Origin of the sequence: Algoriphagus vanfongensis DSM 17529 (assembly GCF_000429465.1) — a bacterium.
GTDB classification, from domain to species: domain Bacteria; phylum Bacteroidota; class Bacteroidia; order Cytophagales; family Cyclobacteriaceae; genus Algoriphagus; species Algoriphagus vanfongensis.
Map to the genome: position 1 here is coordinate 616,272 of NZ_AUBX01000010.1, position 18,000 is coordinate 634,271.

Sequence of the window (18,000 nt, forward strand, 5' to 3'; positions counted from 1 at the left end):
GCAAGAATTTAAACAGACACAAAATAAAGAAAGTTTAAAAAAAAGAGGGCCAATAGCCCTCTTTTAGTTTATAGATAGTTCGTATTCAAAGTGATTCTATTAATCTTTCACCAAGGTAGTCTTACCGTCGATCTCATTATTTGGATCACTCCAATACAATACGAGTGTTTCTGTTTCCGGATCAAAAGAACCTTCAAATGGCTCAACCGCTGGTGCTGAAATATTAAACTCTCTTTGACCTGGTCTTAAGAAAGTCATCACATTACAGTTGTCACCATAGATCGCTTGCTGAGTGGTACCATATCCAAATGCCGCATAAAGGCCAGCAGAGATATCAGAAACGGTATACTCACCAACTGCTCCAGCTACCGGTGTCACGGTCACTTTGGAAGTGAAAGTACCATATCCAGACTCACTTGTCGCAGTCCACACATCACTTGCAGTGGAAATGTTTGACTCGCAAATCACAGCGATATTCAACTCCATAGTAGAGTAGTTAGTAGACATCGTAGCTCCCGTAGCAGACTCCATAGTTAGTTTCAAAGATGGAGACTCAGAAGGCTCAATATTTCCAGTCAAAATAGTAACAGGGAAAGTAGCCACCCACTCCCCAGCAGGGATAGTGACAGATGCACCACCGAAATCCACGTGAACTCCCTGTACAGCTGTAGAAGCTTCTGAATCTATACCTACCGTTACCGTAATAGCAGAAGAGGCGTCTGTAGATACTCTATTGACCTGAATATCTACCTGATCTACTTGATCATCAGATTTTCTTACATAGGTAGAGGTCAATCCATTTGGCAATCTCCCATCTTCAAACTCAACATAGTTGTCTTCGAAAATGGCATCTGCACCCTGATCTTCGAAACAGGCGGTCATGGACAAGGATGTCGCAATGACTGCCAGGAATATATATAACTTATTCAATTTCATGATTTTGCAGTTTTTTAGTTATAACCAGGATTGTTCTCCAGCATTTCGTTGAGAATAATCTCAGCCTGAGGCACTGGTGCCAAGATTCTGTAATCAGAGTAAGGTACCGCTTCAAATGAACCTGCTTTAGAAATGTTCATGCCATTTCTCTTCAAGTCAAACCATCTGTGGCCTTCCAATGAAAACTCGATTCTTCTTTCGTTGAGGATTGCATTAAACAGCTGGTCTCCTGACAACCCTGCCAAAGCTTCCACTCCTCTTTTGCTTCTCAATGCATTCAGATCTGCCAATGCACCTGCCGCATCACCAGACTTTTGTCTAGCTTCAGCTCTGATCAAGTACAATTCAGAAGATCTAAGGATTGGAAGGTTTTCCAAGAAGTCACCTTTAGCTCCTAGCCATTTTTTTGATTCGTAAACGATGCCATCAGCTCCAGACCGAGTAGACTCCTCCCACATATCTCTTCTCACGTCACCCTCATCATAAGATGCCAACAACTCGTCAGTCGCTGTAACGATAAACTGAGCACCAGTGTAGACATTGGCTGTCAAGGAACTCATGGAGTTGTTGACTCCGTCCACGCTACTCCAATCCACAGATCTGATTTCCATTTCAAACACAGACTCAGGATTTGGGAAGGTATTGAAAGCCGCTTCATAACCAGCTGCCTCTACCAATCCAGCACCATCATTACCAAGACCTAGAGAGGCCATTGCTTGAGTAGCCATGGATGCCGCTTCGGTATTTTTGCCTTCATAGAGGTACACTCTAGACAAAAGTAGCTCAGCTGCACCTTTACTAGCTCGGTATACTGATGCCGAACCTGGAGTCGCTGCGCCCAATCCGGCGATAGCTGTAGTCAAATCAGCTTCGATCTGATCATACACTTCTCTATTGCTGCTTCTTGCTCTGAAATCTGCATTGGAAAGACCCAAGGTAGGCGTGGTACGAAGGATTACAGATGCAGTCCATCCGTTCACTTCCTGACCAGGCTCATACCCATACACTCTTGCCAAATCAAAGTAAAATAAAGCTCTCAAGAAAGAAGCTTCTGCTTTCAATTTCGTACGAAGCGCTTCATCTCCTTCTACATTGTCGATTTCGTTGAGAAGGATGTTTGTTTCATTGATCCCAGTAAACAAACCTGTATTACTGTATGTCCACAAATTGATATGAGAACGATCTGCATTAGCTTCTTGTCCGATATATCGTCCTGTATTTGCGATAATTCTCAAATTATCCGCCATGATCTCAGGAGCAATCATCATCGTCTGCCCGTAGTAGTTAAAACTTCTAACCCTACCGTAAGCAGCCATAAGTAGAGACTCATAGCTCTCCACGTCTGCAAAAGCAGATTCTGGAGTCAAACTCTGTCTTGGCTCGGTATCCAACATGCTATCGCATGATGCCATAGCCAAGGCTGTTCCCAGAGTTAATATTTTTATATAGTTTTTCATTCCTTTTCTAATTAGAAGTTAAGGTTGATACCTGCAGTGATCTGCTTTCCGTTAGGATATGAACCATAAGTAGAAGTACCTACAGAGTTTACTTCTGGGTCGATTCCATTGTATTTGGTGAAAGTCGCCAAATTCATCCCCTGCAGGTAAACTGTAGCTGAACTCATACCGATTTTGCTAGCTGCTTGAGTACCCAATGTGTACTTCAAAGTCACTTGCTTCAATCTCACGTAACCACCGTCGCTTAGCAATCGAGTAGATCCTGTACCGATATTGGAGGTACCTGGAGCCTGACCACCTTCGTAAGGCATCCCTACAGTAGTGATATCTCCCGGCTGCTTCCAGTAGTCAAGCTGAGTCACCCACTGGTTGTCCGGAGCAGATCCCCAAGAACCCAAGTTGTAGATATCAGAGTTCCAAACTTTGTTTCCAAATTGTCCTTGGAAGAAAACTTCCAGACTCAAAGGACCATAGCTAAATGTATTGGCCAAACCTCCGTAGCTGGTAGGAAGAGCAGTACCTCTATATGCCAATGAAGACTCTCCGACTAGGTAAGTATACCCTCCATTGCCATCGTCATACATTGCCAATCCGTTTGCAGGGTTTACACCTAGATACTCATTGGTGTAGAAGAAATTGATCGGTCTACCGACGATCAGTTCATTACCGATTCTGTCTAGCCCATCATATAGAGACATCAATTCATTTTCCAAAACTGTCAAATTGAAAGCTGTACTCCATTGAAATTTTCCAGATACAATGTTGGTAGTCTGGATATCAAAATCAATCCCTTGATTTCTCACAGAACCTGTATTTCTGGTGATTCCATCAAAGCCTGAATCAACTGGAAGTGGGGTATCAAACAAAAGTGAATTGGAATTTCTTCTCCAGAAATCAACAGTAGTGATGATACGACCATTGAAGAGAGTCGCATCAAATCCGAAGTTGAAAGTCTCTGCCTCTTCCCAAGTCAAGAGGTCATTACCAAGTTGACTGACGGTAAGACCACCAGCACCTAGGTACTGCCCACTGGAACCTACCAAGGTTCTGGAAGCGAAGTTGTCGATATTGGAGTTACCCGTGATACCATAAGAGCCTCTAACTCTCAAATTGTCCAACCAGTAAACATCCTCCAAGAATGCTTCAGAAGAAAGTCTCCATCCTACGGACACCGCACCGAAAGTACCCCATTTGTTTTCTGAACCGAATCTAGAAGAACCGTCTCTTCTCATAGTCACATCAGCAGTATATCTATCATCGTAGTCATACTTCACCTGACCGAAGAAACCAGCTCTTTTGTATTCTGTATAGTTAGAATTGACTGCAAATGGAGTCGCCGCATTTTGAAGATAAATCAAAGTAGGGTTAGGGAATCCTCTACCAGTAGCAGACTGCAAGTCTTCGTTACCTACTTTGTATTCAAAACCCAAGATACCTGTTACAGTATGTACTTCATTGAAGGTTTTGTTGAAGTTGAAGTTATGGTTGGTATTGAAGTTGGTTTTTCTCCTTCCAGTAAATACTGAAGAACCACCATAAGAAGAAAATGCAGGGATCGTAGACGGTCTGTTGTTGACGTCAGCATTGTCTGAGAAATCCAAACCGAAATAAGAAGTCCAGCTCAACCAAGGAACTATCTGATAGTTCAAGGACAAGTTGGATACTGTTTGCACGGTTTTAGCATTTCTAGTCTCCTCATTCACACCCTGAACGATATTATATCCGAAAAGGTGATTGGAAGGATAAGCTGCATAAGTACCGTCTTCATTGTATATAGGCACATTAGGACGAGCCGAATAACCCGCGACAAAAGGACCATTTACAAAGTTACCACGATCAATGGTACCGTTTGAGTTCTGATACGCCAAAGATAGGGATGCAGAAACTGTAAACCTCTGATTTGGTCTGTGGGTCAAGTTCAAGCGACCAGTCGCTCTTTGATAATCAGACATGATGATCTGCGCTTCCTGATCTGTATAAGACCCTGATAGATAGAAGGTAGTTTTCTCATCACCACCAGAAACAGAAAGATCATAGACACTTAATCTTGCATCTCTATAAAGTGCATCCACCCAATCATACGACTGCAAATTAGGATCTTCAGGATTTCCAAAAGTAGCTGCGGCGTTTGCAGGATTCAATCCAGCATTGATATACGCATCACGCTTGATGGTAGCTAGCTGAGTAGCGTTCATCACTTCATATAGCTCCAAAGGTTTCACGATCCCTTCCTGAACAGAAAGACGAACGTTGGTTTTTCCTTTTTTACCTCTTTTGGTAGTGATCAATACTACCCCATTGGCAGCCTGAGCACCATAGATTGCTGCCGCTGCAGCATCTTTCAATACCTCGATAGATTCGATGTCATTAGGATTGATAGATGCCAATGCATTTTGGGAACCTTGTCCAGAGAGTCCGCCATTTTGCACTTGCACACCATCTACGATATACAATGGTTCATTACTCGCATTGATTGAGCCCTCACCACGGATTCGCACGTTCAAAGCACCACCGGGCTGTCCGGTAGACGAAGTCACTTGCACACCCGCGATACGTCCTTGCATCGCTCTGTCAAATGACTGCACAGGCAAGTCCTGGAAAACTTCCCCTTTGACTGATGCGATCGCACCCGTCACTTCTCTTTTGGACTGATCACCATAAGATGTGATCACAAACTCTGATAGAGACTGAACATCCGGTTCCAAAGCGACATCGATAGTCGACCTGTTTCCGATTGTGACCTCTTGGGGACTCAAGCCTACAAAGCTAAAGACCAAGACATTGCTTCCAGCAGGGACATTGATTGAATACTTACCATCAAGATCTGTGGCAGTACCAACTGTTGTTCCCTTCACCAGAACTGTTGCGCCCGGTACACCTAAGTTATCCTCAGTGGAGGTAACGGTACCTGAGACCACGCGACTTTGAGCAAATGCAACCGCACTTGCCAAAAACAACGTGAGTCCTAGAAGTAAAACTTTCCTCATATTTGGTTAGATTATGGTTTAAATTACCTTCAATGATATCTTATTCCTTTGTATATACAAAGAGTTTTATCTTAAAATTAATTTTCCATTAAACACAATAAACTTCCTTGTAAATAAGAGATTTGATTTATTTCAAAATATTATTTTTCAGCGCAATAAAATAAATCGCGCAGCAAAATAATTATCTGCTAAAACAATGTTAACAAAAGTTAATTTTTAAATGAGGATTGAAAAATTAATTACTCCTGCGAAGCCCAATTTCGACCAAATACTTTTTTATTTTCAAAAACGAACACTTTTCAGAATTTTATTATTGCATTTTTACACCTGACAATTATATAATATCAAGAATATTAAGATCTAAAAAATCTAAAAAAATACACATACTTATTATGACAATAAGCCTTGAGTTTTTATATGTTTTACGAAATTTTATTTTGAATTAATAGCCTACTACATAATTAATTCACCCACTACAAATCAAAGTACACGGATGGTAATTCTTCTGTTTAAAGCCTGATTTTGAGGCGTAGAATTAGGCAACATCGGCATTGTATCCCCCTTTCCCTCCACTAAAACCCTGCCTGGAAGCATGCCGTTTTCAAGCAGGTATTGCTGCACACTCTCAGCTCTTCGCAAGCTCAATGTCTGATTATAACTAGAAGAGCCGACATTGTCTGTATGACCGGTAACCAAAATATTGACATTGGGATTTTCTATCAAAAACTTGACCAGTCGTTTTAGTGAAGACAATGACTCTGGCTTAAGGTCATATTTATCAAAATCAAAAAATATGTTTTCAAATACAAATTCTTCACCTGATGCCACAGGAGTCAACTCTACTTCCAAGTCTTTGACATTTTGAATTTTGTCACGCTCTACATTGAATATTTTAGGCAAAAAACCCTTCTTCTCCACATACAATCCGGAGACTGTTTTCTCAGGATACAACATCATAAACTCCCCACTTTTGCCATCCGCCTGAAACTCATAAAGAGTACTATCATTGGTCAAAGAAACCAAAGAAAGGGTCGCATCTATTGGCTCTCCTGTCTTCGAATTAAATACCTTTCCTCCTGTGACAGTAAGGTTTTCGCCAAGGTAAATTTCCTGCGGGAACCTAAACCTATATAGCAATGATCTATCCTGCTCCGACTCATGAGAAGTCAATTCGGTAAAATAGGCATAGTCCTTTTGAGCTGTAATGAATAAAGCTACTTGATCCAATTGGTCATTGATTGGCAGCCCTAGGTTTTCGGGCTCCTGAAAATCCCCTCCCTTTACTCTCGACAGAAAAATATCCATCCCCCCAAATCCTTGATGACCATCAGAAGCAAAGAAAAGAATTTCGTTATTGAAAAACATAAAGGGTGAGATCTCATCCTTCGGGGTATTCACTGTTTCTCCTAGATTTTTGGCATCAGACCAGGATCCATCCTGCATGCGGATCGAATACCAAATATCATTGCCACCAAAACCTCCTTTTCGATTAGAGGAAAAAAACAAAATCCTCCCATCAGCAGACAAGGAGGGCTGAGAATCCCATGATCTGGAATTGACATTTTTCCCCATATTCTTGGGCCTTTGCCACCTTCCATTGACTTTGTAGGCCACATAGAGATCACAGCTACCCTGTGAGTCAGGCGCATCACAGGAAGTATAGATTAGGATTTTCCCATCTGCCGTGACAGAACAGGTACCTTCATTGTATTGGGAATTGATGGTTTCGGCAATACTGCTAGGTCCTGACCAGTCTCCATCCGGACTCAAAAATGAGGTAAAAATATCTTCTTTGTCGAAATTACCCGTTCCATCTCTTTTGGTAAACAAAATTTGCTCTCCATCTGCAGTCAAAACGGGGAAATATTGCAATTGAAATGTATTCAGAGGCTCCGCCAATTTTTCTTTTTCGATAGACATGACTTTGCCTAGCTGACTCTCAAGAAAATCCATTTGAGACTGCATCTCTTTGTAATACATATGATTGCGAAAAGACTCATCCAACATAGGATCCACTTCCTGAAACTGCCGATAAGCTCTCTCGAATTCCCCCTTTTTCAGATAAATAGTAGTGAAAATCCAGCCAAGGTCTGCACGATGTTTTTGTTGTGCATTTTTACCTGAGAGCCTAGCCCTCCCTTTCTCAGCGACAGATTCTGCCTCTTCAAGTTCATCCATGGTGATGAGCAGCTGGGATTTTTTGACATAGGCTTCCAAAAAAGACCCCTCCCTATCTATCGCATCCTGAAATTTGTCCAAGGCTTCCGGGTATCTTCTCTCCGAAATCAGCTTTTCTCCCTCCTTGTAAAACTTGATTGCTCTACCGTCAATGATGGAAAACTCCTGTGCAAAAGCCACAGAATGACATAAAATCAAGAAAAAAAAGACTAAAACAGGGCGCATGGACTTAAGGTATGTCCATAAATTTATGTGTTTGTAGGGAAATTTTCCAATTCGGATGATTTTTCGAGTATTCGATGATGTTCGGCAAAAACCTATTAGCCTTGCTCCACTCAGGTTGCAGACGCAGTTCACAGCTCTCATTGACAAGAGCCGCATGCTCCTCGGCAAAGTCAAAATCGCTCTTGTGAAAGACAACCACTTTCAACTCATTCGCCACTTCATAAATGGACGGATGAGGTTTTTTGAATTTCTTGGGAGAAAAACAAACCCAATCAAAATCTCCAGAGAAGGGATGAGCGCCTGAAGTTTCGATATTGGTTGTAAAGCCTTTTTCTTTCAAAAGCCGAGTCAAAGGCCCCAAATCATACATCAAAGGTTCACCTCCTGTAATCACCACTAATCTCCCCGGATGACTCAAGGCTTCTTCGACGATTTGCTCGATAGATAAAACGGGCCATTTGGCAGCTTCCCAGGATTCTTTGACATCACACCAGACACAACCCACATCACAGCCTCCCAGCCGGATAAAATATGCAGGATGCCCGGTATATTTCCCTTCTCCCTGGATGGTATAAAAAGCCTCCATGACAGGAAGCATCAGTCCTTTTGCTACTTGATCTTTGGTATTCATGAATTTTTGATAAAGCGGGCGATTGAACCGCTGGTGAATTTTGAAGCTGCAAAGGTAGGAGTAAAGTTGGAAGGTTGCAAAGTGGAAAAGATTTTAGGTCTAGCAACGATCCTTTTGAACTATTGAACCTTGCCACTTTACAACCCCTTTCCCATCACTATCCTGTAATCCTCCACTCCACCTTTGGGGATCACTTCCAAAATCTTGAATCCTCTCTTCAAACCAAAAGAAATCATGGCGGGAAATCTATTTCTGGTTTTGAAAAATATTGAAGTGAAACCATGTTCTACAGCCCAGTTTTCCTGAAAATCTGCTAAAGCATCTGCAACACCTAGTTTTCGAAATTCAGGCCTCACCCCTCCCATCCAAGAATAAAACCGATCTGGTGTATCGCTTTGATAACCGACCTTGAATCCGATCAGCTCTCCTTCCTTTTCAGCCACCAAAGCCAAATACAAGCGATGCTTTAATCGATCCTCATAAAAATCATGAGAAGCTTTTCCAGGGAACTCCGGGATATGCTGATGCATCCACAAGAGTTCGTCTAGAGAAGCTAATCTGATTTTAAAAGCAAATTTGGCATCCATAGCATTTTTGATTTACGAAGTACGATTTACGAGGCTGTATTAAACTCCAAACCTCAATTAGATAGACTTTCCTCTTGTATATAGTTCTAAAGTTCAAAATGACATCGTAAATCAAAAATCGTAATTCGTAAATTTCTAGTCTTTGCGAATAGTAGGGTACGTCACTCCCAACTGCTCCAAATAAGTGTCATACTTGGTTTCATCGTAATAGAACTTCTCCAACTCTGGTCTGAACTTCTTCATGATTTCTTCATTGAGATAGATTGGCGGCGGATCTTGCGCAGTGATCATCGGCTTGTATTGCTCTTCTTTGGTTTGCACATTGGTAAAATAATCCCAGGCCTGATCTACCAATTCTGGTTTTAACAAGAAATCCAAAATCGTCATCGCCTCAGCCTTAGCACCTGCGGTCACTCCCTTGTGCGCAATTGGTGTCGCCATTGCAATGGCATTGGCCCAATGGTGTCCGGGCAGCCCGGGAATATTGGAAGGAAAACCCAGCGTCACTGTAGGCAAAACCCAGGACACATCTCCAATATCATCTGACCCTCCACTTCTGGGCTCAGTCACAGGCAATCCCAACTCAGACAACTCTGTTGGAAGTCCTTTTTCCTCACTGCCCATTTCTTTCTGCACTGCCTTAGCTAGTGTTTGATCGTTCTCATCCCAAGCCGGTAAACCTACTTTCGAAATGTTGGCGTACATCGTCTCCGCTATCACCTTATTGAAGTGTCTAGGCCAAGCTGTTCCCAGCACTTTATAGTCCATTTCCGTTTCAGTCATCAATGCGGCACCTTTGGCAATATTTGTTGCCTGCTCGTACATTTCCATGATTCCATCGTATTTCACATCCCGGAAATAATACCAAATAGAGGCTTTGGAAGGAACCACGTTTGGCTGATCGCCACCGTCGGTGATGACAGAGTGGGATCTTTTCAAATAGTGAAGATGCTCTCGCTTGTAGTTCCAACCAATATTCATCAGTTCTACCGCGTCAGCCGCCGACTTTCCTCTCCAGGGTGCACCGGCTCCATGAGCTGCTTCCCCGGTAAAAGTATATTCCACAGAAATCAACCCTGTGCCGGAAGCCTGACCATAGCTGACACCTAGATTGCTACTGACATGGGTGAAAATACAGATATCAATCCCTTCAAATAGTCCATCTCTAGCAAACCACGCTTTGGAAGCCACCAGTTCTTCTGCTATTCCAGGCCACAAAATCAATGTTCCACCGATATTTTCCCGCTCCATGATTTCCTTCACCGCCAGTGCCGCAGTGATATTCAAAGGAATGCCGGCATTGTGTCCTTCTCCATGACCTGGAGCTCCTTCTACGATAGGTTTGTGATAGGCCACGCCCGGATATTGAGATGCTTTGGGAATATTGTCCACATCGGATCCTAGGGCTATGACAGGCCCGTCTCCATTGCTCCAGCGAGCAAACCAAGCCGTGGGAATTCCGGACACTCCCTGCTCGATCTCAAATCCATTTTCAGCCAAAATTCCCGTCAAATACTTGGAGGACTCCACTTCCTGAAAGCCCAGTTCAGCAAAACTGAAAATCTTATCGACCATGACCTGACTTTGCTTTTCACGATTTTGGACGAGCTGCGACACTTCCTCTTTTAGGGCTTCTAGTTTTTTGGGTGAAAATTTCTGTCGACCCACAAGAGGTCCACTTAGCCCTATCAAAAGAGCCAAGCCTAGTAGTTTGATGTTTTTCATAAATGTTGGTGGTTGTATATCTGGAATTTAGCAAAAAGCTGAAAGGATTAGAGATAAAAATGATCAGTGGAAAAATACAGGAGTAAGAGGAATTGAAAATTTGCCTACCAAACCCGCCTGATTTTTCTATTTTTGCAGGCATTCAGTAAAAAAATAAAGAATCTAGTAATCATGGCGGAGTACAACTTCAGAGAGATAGAGAAGAAGTGGCAAAACTTCTGGAAGGAAAATGAGACTTTTCATGCGAAAGTTGACCAGGACAAACCCAAATTTTATTCCTTGGACATGTTTCCTTATCCATCTGGAGCCGGACTGCACGTAGGCCACCCGCTTGGATACATCGCCTCTGATATTATTTCCCGCTATAAAATGTTGCAAGGATTCAATGTCCTTCATCCGATGGGCTACGATTCCTTTGGACTTCCTGCAGAGCAATACGCTATTCAGACGGGCCAGCATCCAGCAATTACTACTGAGCAAAACATTGCTAGATATACCGAGCAGCTAAAAAATATCGGTTTCGCTTTTGATTGGGACAGAGAAGTGAGAACCTCTGATCCTGCCTATTACAAATGGACTCAGTGGATCTTCATGCAGCTTTTCAATAGCTATTATGATCAGGATGCCGACAAAGCACTTTCCATCGAATCTTTGATTTCCAGATTTGAAAAAGAAGGAAACAAAGCTATCAAGGCTGTTTGTGATGATGAAACTCCAGTTTTCACCGCCGAAGATTGGGCTGCTTTTTCTGAGAAGGAAAAAGAAGAAATGCTCTTGAAATACCGCTTGACCTATTTAGCTGAAACGACTGTCAACTGGTGTGCTGCTTTGGGAACTGTGCTTTCCAATGATGAAGTAAAAGACGGTTTCTCTGAAAGAGGCGGACATCCGGTAGAAAGAAAGAAAATGATGCAGTGGTCCATGAGAATCACTGCTTATGCAGATCGCTTGTTGAAAGGATTGGATACCATCGATTGGTCCGAACCTGTCAAAGAAATGCAGCGAAATTGGATCGGAAAATCCATTGGAGCGGAAGTTCTTTTTGACGTCAAGGGATCTGATAAAAAGATTAAAGTGTTTACAACCCGTGTAGATACGATCTATGGAGTAACTTATTTGGCCTTGGCCCCTGAGTCTGACTTAGCTGCTGAATTGATCACAGAGGATCAAAGAGAAACAGCAGAAGCCTACATCCAAGTGGCAAAAAACCGCTCCGAAAGAGAGCGGATGAGTGATGTTAAAACCATTTCTGGTGCTTTCACAGGTGCTTATGCCGTTAACCCATTCAATGGTGAAGAAATCCAAATTTGGGTTGCTGACTATGTTTTGGCGGGTTATGGAACTGGGGCTGTAATGGCTGTACCGGCTCATGATGAGCGTGATTACAACTTTGCGAAGCATTTTGGATTAGAAATCCGCCAAGTAATCGAAGGGTCCATGGAGGAAGGATCTTTCCCAGGAAAGGGTGGCTTGATCATTAATTCAGGTTTTATTTCTGGGTTATACATGAAAGAAGCCATGGAAAAAGCAATTGAATTTTTGGAAGAAAAAGGCATCGGAAAAGGAAAAATTCAATTCCGAATGAGAGATGCGATTTTTACGCGCCAACGCTATTGGGGAGAGCCACTTCCAGTTTATTTCAAAGACGGACTTCCAAAATTGGTAGATGTAAAAGACTTGCCTTTGGTATTACCAGAGGTGGACAAATACCTTCCTACAGAAGATGGAGAACCACCTTTGGGCCGGGCTAAAGACTGGACTTATAAAACTGAAGACGGAGAATATCCTTTGGAACTTTCCACCATGCCAGGTTGGGCGGGTTCTAGCTGGTATTTCTTCCGCTACATGGATCCTAAAAACGAGGAAGTTTTTGCTGACAAAGCCATTACTGATTACTGGGGTTCGGTAGATCTCTATATTGGAGGATCTGAGCATGCGACAGGGCACTTGTTGTATTCAAGATTCTGGACCAAGTTTTTGCATGATATCGGAGCGGTGAAAATCGACGAGCCTTTCCAAAAAATGATCAACCAAGGGATGATCCAAGGGAGATCCAACTTTGTCTATCGTCAAAAAGGAACTAACACCTTTGTTTCCTACGGATTGAAAGATCAATATGACACCGCTGCCATGCACGTGGATGTCAATATCGTCTATAACGACCAATTGAACTTGGAAAAATTCAAGGCATGGAGACCGGATCTGGCTGATGCAGAATTCATCTTGGAAGACGGCAAATACGTCTGCGGAGCAGAGGTAGAAAAGATGTCCAAGTCCAAATACAATGTGGTTAATCCGGATGATATCATCGAGAAATATGGTGCTGACACATTGAGGTTGTACGAAATGTTCTTGGGGCCTTTGGAGCAATTCAAGCCTTGGAATACCAACGGGATCGACGGGGTTTACAAGTTCTTGAGAAAGCTTTGGAACCTATACCACAATGCCAAAGGAGAATTTGAAATATCTGATGCAAAAGCATCTAAGGAGGAATTGAAGACCCTACACAAAACCATTAAAAAGATGGACGATGACATGGCGAATTTCTCATTCAATACTTCGGTTTCCAGCTTCATGATCTGTGTGAATGAATTGACCGCTTTGAAATCCAACAAGCGTGAAATTTTGGAACCGATGGCTATTTTGGTTTCACCTTATGCGCCACATATCGCAGAAGAACTTTGGGCTTTGCTGGGCCATTCAGACTCTGTCACTAAAGCTAACTTCCCAGAATTCAAGGAAGAACACTTGGTAGAAAGCAGCTTTGAATACCCAGTAATGATCAATGGTAAAATGCGTGCTAAATTGACCTTGAGTCTTGATTTGAGCAAGGAAGACATCGAAAAGGCAGCTTTAGCGGATGAAACTGTCCAGAAATGGATGGAAGGAAAAACGCCTAAAAAAGTGATCGTGGTACCAGGAAAGATTGTCAACTTGGTGGTATAATCTGAATCAAAAAATTCTAAAAAGGGGTGACATACTAAGACTTTGACCATGAAAAAAAGGCTTTTGTACGTCACCCCTTCTTTTCAGTCCTTTGTCAAGGCTGATCTCCAGATCTTGGAGAAGCATTTCCAAGTTAGAGTCAACCAGTACCCTTGGAAAAATAAGCAATACGCTCCCTTATACTTCTTTTTGCAGTTTTTCGCTATGATTCCAGCTACCATCTGGGCGGATCTGATAGTGGTGAATTTTGGAGGGTATTGGGCTTATTGGCCGACCTTTTTCGCCAAGCTTTTAGGAAAGAAATCCGTTGTCATCATTCACGGAACTGACTCAGCGGCGATCCCAGAAATCAACTATGGGAGTTTGCGGATTCCGATTCTGAAAAAGATCTGCGGAGCTGCCTATTCCAAAACTGACTTGATCCTTCCTGTCAGCGATTCCTTGATCGAAACGGCTTTGACTTTTGATCCGAAAATCAGGAATCAAAGCCAGGGAATCAAAATTCTTTACCCTAATTTGAATCCCAACTTCAAGGTGATTTACAATGGGTTGGATGAAGAGTTTTGGTCCATTTCGCCAGATATTCAAAAAGAAGAAAACAGCTTTCTGACAGTGATGTCTCCCAGTCAGTTAACTTTAAAAGGTGGAGATTTGATTGTGGAATTGGCCAAAGAATTTCCTACATGCAAATTCTATTTTGCGGGAGTAGGTCCTGAAGATTTGGAAATTGAAATTCCAGAGAATGTTCAATTTCTGGGAAGACTCAGTCCAGAAACACTTCGAGAAACCTACCAAAAAGCCCAATTCTATTTCCAACTTTCAAGCTTTGAGGGATTTGGATGCGCTTTGGCCGAAGCCATGCTTTGCGACTGTATCCCGATTGGATCCAATACAAACCATATCCCTCAAATAATTGGTGAAAGTGGTTTTATTTTAACCAAAAAAGACCTGACCTTAGCGATAGATTTGGTTCAAAATACCCTTTACATAGAAAACAAAGAGTTTTTAGCGCAAGCAGCCCGAGAGCAAATCATTCAAAATTTCACATTGAAAAAAAGGGAAAAAGAACTCATTTCCACTTTGAACACCCTCCTCTAAAAATGGAAAAACTCTTCAGCCAACTTTCTAGAAATCTGTACATTATTCCCGGAGGATACTTTGTTTCGAAGTTTTTGAGAGGCTTATTTTCCAAAGATTCTCAAAGCTCCAATTGGAAAGAATTTTCCTTTCGCGGGATTTCTATGAAAGTGGATCTTTCCAAACACATGGGAAAAGCCATCTATTGGAGAGGAGCGCATGATTGGTCGCCCATTTTCACCTTGGAAAGTCAGCTAAAAAAAGGCGATACTTTTATCGATGTGGGAGCAAACCAAGGAGAATATACCCTTTGGGCAGCTCGTAAAGTAGGAACTACTGGAAAAGTTTATTCCTTCGAGCCGATGGCAGGACTTTTTGCCCAGCTCAAAGAAAACATCCAGCTCAACCCGAAATACAATTCTGTCTTCCACCCGATTCAATTGGGCTTGAGTAATGAACCGGGCGAACTGGAACTATTCACCCAGCCTGGCGAAAACGAAGGAACCAATACCATCTTCAGTTCGGATCAGTTCAATATTTCCCTGGGAAAAATTCAGTTGGACACCCTAGACAATCAAGTTGAAAAACTAGGGATAACTCGCATCGATGTGATGAAAGTCGATGTAGAAGGTGCCGAGCTTCAGGTATTGCAAGGAGGAGAAAAATCCATTGAGAAATTCCGACCCAAGTTACTTTTAGAAATCAATCGTGAGGCCTGCAAATCCGGTGGATACGAAGCAGAGGATATTTTGGAATTGCTTCAAAAATACGACTACAAATTCTTTCAATTGGGACTGAGAGGCAAGCTCACTCCTATCAAAACGCTGCCTGAGTTTTGTAATATTTTGGCTCTACCTAGACAAAACCCATAATTCATGGTACTATCAAGATTTAAGGAAGTTTTTTAGACAAAAGTCAACTAAACTTTATGAACTCGGTCATATATTTGCCGTCAAATGCTAAAAAGCCTCACTTATATTACCCTTGCGATGATGATGATTCTCAATAGCATGGTGTATTCGGTGATCAAGGTCAACTTCACGATCAACCAAAAATACATCATTGAGAATTTTTGTATCAATCAGGACAAACCTGAGCTAAAGTGTGATGGAAAGTGTTTTTTGGCGGAAAAAATCCAGGCAGAGAAAGAGCGTCAAGAGTCTCTTCCTGCATTTTCCTTCAATAAAGACTTTGGCGTTTTTGTTCCCACAGAAGCTTCTCAAGATTCCTTAGAATTGACATTTAAGGCTTTTTTGGAGCATCAGGAAACGTATCACATTGCGTTTAGCCAAGCTGCAACTTGTTCAATCGACCACCCTCCCAAGAGTTAATTCCCTTTCTGAATTAATTCAATTTCCCTATTACAAAAATAGATTATGCGATCTCTTATCCGCTACGCGGGTTGGATGATGGCTGGTGCATTGTTGTATTCCTGTGGTGAGAGTGAATCCCCTGTTGCGCAAGGGCCCACTCCTATTTCCTTGGAAAAACCCGACTATTTCTCGGATCAGCAAGCCATGCCATCAGACAACCCCCTGACGGAGGAAGGAGTGCGTCTGGGCCGTATGCTTTTTTATGAGAAAAAGCTATCCCAAGACGGCACCATTTCCTGCTCCTCTTGTCATCAGCAAGAAAAAGGATTCAGTGATGGTCTTCAAGTCAGCCCTGGAGTCAATGGAACTCTTGGGACAATGAACGCCATGGCTTTGTCCAATCTTCACTGGCAAACCCGTTTCTTTTGGAATGGTAGAGCTGTATCCTTAGAAGAACAGGCACTGCTTCCTATTGAAGACTCGCTGGAGATGAATCTCCCTTTAGATGAGGCTATCTCCAGACTTCAGGATGATCCGGACTATCCGGAGTTATTTCAGGCTGCCTTCGGATCTGACCAAGTGACTTCAGAAACTATCGGCAAGGCACTGGCACAGTTTGAAAGGACACTTATTTCGGCCAATTCCAAATTTGACAAGTGGATTCGTGGCGAGGTAGAACTTAGTCCCGAGGAAGAATTGGGACTAGAACTGTTCTTCACCCATCCAGAACCCTCCATTCAGCTCAGAGGCGGCAACTGCGGAGATTGCCACTTAGGTTTTCTGACCTCAGGAGACCCCAATGGTATCGCTGGCTTTCACAACAATGGCTTGGACTCAGATGAAAAGTTAAAGTCCGGGCTGGAGTTTGTCACAGGCAATCCATTTGACAAGGGAAAATTCAAAGCACCGGGACTTCGAAATATTGCGTTGACTGCACCCTATATGCATGACGGGCGATTCTCGACTCTCGATGAAGTGCTCGACCATTACAATGAGCATATCCAAAATAGCGAAACCTTAGATGTCCTCATTTTGGAAGCCAGTAACGAAGCACTAGATCCTTCCAAACCAATCAAACTTTACCTATCAGCAGAAGAGAAGCAAGCAATCATCGCATTTCTTCATACGCTGACAGATGAAGAGTTTGTTTCCAATCCAAAATTTTCAAATCCATTTAATTAGAAAAATCACAATGAAAAATATATCCTACCTATTCCTTGCAGTCCTTTTTGCCTTTGCTTCCTGTGACAAAGAAGACGAAACTCCCGCTCAAATGAATGTGGAAATCACATTTGAAAACACATTGAACGGGAACCCTCTTGAGCTCAATCAAGAAAACTTCACGTTGCCTTCTGGGGAGCCATTTATGGTGAAAAAATTCAAATACTACATCTCCAACGTGGTATTGACCGATACGGAATCAGCTACTCAATACATAGAAAACGACAGCTACCACCTGTTGGGTCAGGATTTCAACTCCGTCATCGATTTGGGAATGATTCCATCTGCCAATTATGACCAGATCACTTTTTCGATCGGAGTGGATGAAGTGGCCAATTCTAGGACTGATCAGACCGGCGATCTAGATCCCAACAATGACATGGCCTGGAACTGGAATTCAGGCTATAAATTCGTCGTTTTGGAAGGTGAGTTTACGCATCAGTCAACTCAGGAAAGAACTGGCTTGATATTCCATATCGGAACGAACTCAAATTATGCTACTGTCACCTTGCCGCTTTCGGGAGTGATGGCAGGCAAAGCAAGTTCTATCGCTCTGGAAACGGCCATTGATGAGCTTTTCTCCAACCCCAACATCCTTGCTCCAAGCAACATGGCCAGCACGACGGTCATGGGAGGCCCAGTGGCAGACCAGATTGGTCAAAACTATGCGGAAGGATTCATAAAGGCTAACTAATTCAATTTCCCCGAGGAAATCTC

At 42.6% G+C, this 18,000-nt stretch carries 13 protein-coding genes; 6 read left to right on the forward strand and 7 right to left on the reverse strand.

Going from position 1 to position 18,000, the window contains the following annotated elements; all coding sequences use genetic code 11:
* Window positions 1-99 precede the first annotated feature (99 nt).
* The 7 genes from G460_RS0107855 to G460_RS0107890 all read right to left on the reverse strand — a co-directional run bounded on the left by G460_RS0107855 (window position 100) and on the right by G460_RS0107890 (window position 10,726).
* Entirely contained in the window at window positions 100-936 is an 837-nt protein-coding gene (locus tag G460_RS0107855; protein ID WP_157366890.1) for a hypothetical protein, read from the reverse strand.
* 14 nt (window positions 937-950) lie between these two features.
* Window positions 951-2,393, reverse strand: coding sequence for a RagB/SusD family nutrient uptake outer membrane protein (locus G460_RS0107860; RefSeq protein WP_035464112.1), 1,443 nt, complete (start codon window positions 2,391-2,393; stop codon window positions 951-953).
* Window positions 2,394-2,404: 11 nt separating this feature from the next.
* The gene (locus G460_RS0107865) at window positions 2,405-5,380 is read right to left on the reverse strand and encodes a SusC/RagA family TonB-linked outer membrane protein (RefSeq protein ID WP_026954837.1); all 2,976 of its coding nucleotides are present in this window, start codon (window positions 5,378-5,380) and stop codon (window positions 2,405-2,407) included.
* Window positions 5,381-5,860: 480 nt separating this feature from the next.
* Complete coding sequence (locus G460_RS0107870; RefSeq protein WP_026954838.1) at window positions 5,861-7,783, reverse strand: OmpA family protein; 1,923 nt, start codon at window positions 7,781-7,783, stop codon at window positions 5,861-5,863.
* 4 nt (window positions 7,784-7,787) lie between these two features.
* Window positions 7,788-8,414: a 7-carboxy-7-deazaguanine synthase QueE gene (locus tag G460_RS0107875; RefSeq protein WP_026954839.1), complete on the reverse strand. Its 627-nt coding sequence runs from the start codon at window positions 8,412-8,414 to the stop codon at window positions 7,788-7,790.
* A gap of 137 nt (window positions 8,415-8,551) precedes the next feature.
* Window positions 8,552-9,001, reverse strand: coding sequence for a GNAT family N-acetyltransferase (locus tag G460_RS0107885; RefSeq protein ID WP_026954840.1), 450 nt, complete (start codon window positions 8,999-9,001; stop codon window positions 8,552-8,554).
* A gap of 135 nt (window positions 9,002-9,136) precedes the next feature.
* Window positions 9,137-10,726, reverse strand: a complete 1,590-nt coding sequence (locus tag G460_RS0107890; RefSeq protein ID WP_026954841.1) for a peptidase dimerization domain-containing protein — start codon at window positions 10,724-10,726, stop codon at window positions 9,137-9,139.
* Window positions 10,727-10,897: 171 nt separating this feature from the next.
* On the opposite strand from G460_RS0107890, the gene leuS reads away from it, so the two are divergent.
* From leuS to G460_RS0107925, 6 genes are all read left to right on the forward strand, one after another.
* The gene (gene leuS, locus G460_RS0107900) at window positions 10,898-13,672 is read left to right on the forward strand and encodes a leucine--tRNA ligase (RefSeq protein WP_026954842.1); all 2,775 of its coding nucleotides are present in this window, start codon (window positions 10,898-10,900) and stop codon (window positions 13,670-13,672) included.
* Between the two features lie 48 nt (window positions 13,673-13,720).
* Window positions 13,721-14,770 (forward strand): glycosyltransferase family 4 protein, encoded by a 1,050-nt coding sequence (locus G460_RS0107905; protein WP_026954843.1) that lies wholly within the window; start codon window positions 13,721-13,723, stop codon window positions 14,768-14,770.
* A gap of 2 nt (window positions 14,771-14,772) precedes the next feature.
* Window positions 14,773-15,621, forward strand: coding sequence for an FkbM family methyltransferase (locus G460_RS0107910; RefSeq protein ID WP_026954844.1), 849 nt, complete (start codon window positions 14,773-14,775; stop codon window positions 15,619-15,621).
* A gap of 84 nt (window positions 15,622-15,705) precedes the next feature.
* Window positions 15,706-16,080: a hypothetical protein gene (locus G460_RS21640; RefSeq protein WP_035464114.1), complete on the forward strand. Its 375-nt coding sequence runs from the start codon at window positions 15,706-15,708 to the stop codon at window positions 16,078-16,080.
* Window positions 16,081-16,125: 45 nt separating this feature from the next.
* Complete coding sequence (locus tag G460_RS0107920; RefSeq protein WP_051315971.1) at window positions 16,126-17,244, forward strand: cytochrome-c peroxidase; 1,119 nt, start codon at window positions 16,126-16,128, stop codon at window positions 17,242-17,244.
* Window positions 17,245-17,254: 10 nt separating this feature from the next.
* On the forward strand, window positions 17,255-17,977 hold the full coding sequence (locus tag G460_RS0107925) for an MbnP family protein (RefSeq protein ID WP_026954846.1): 723 nt from the start codon (window positions 17,255-17,257) through the stop codon (window positions 17,975-17,977).
* Window positions 17,978-18,000: the final 23 nt, after the last annotated feature.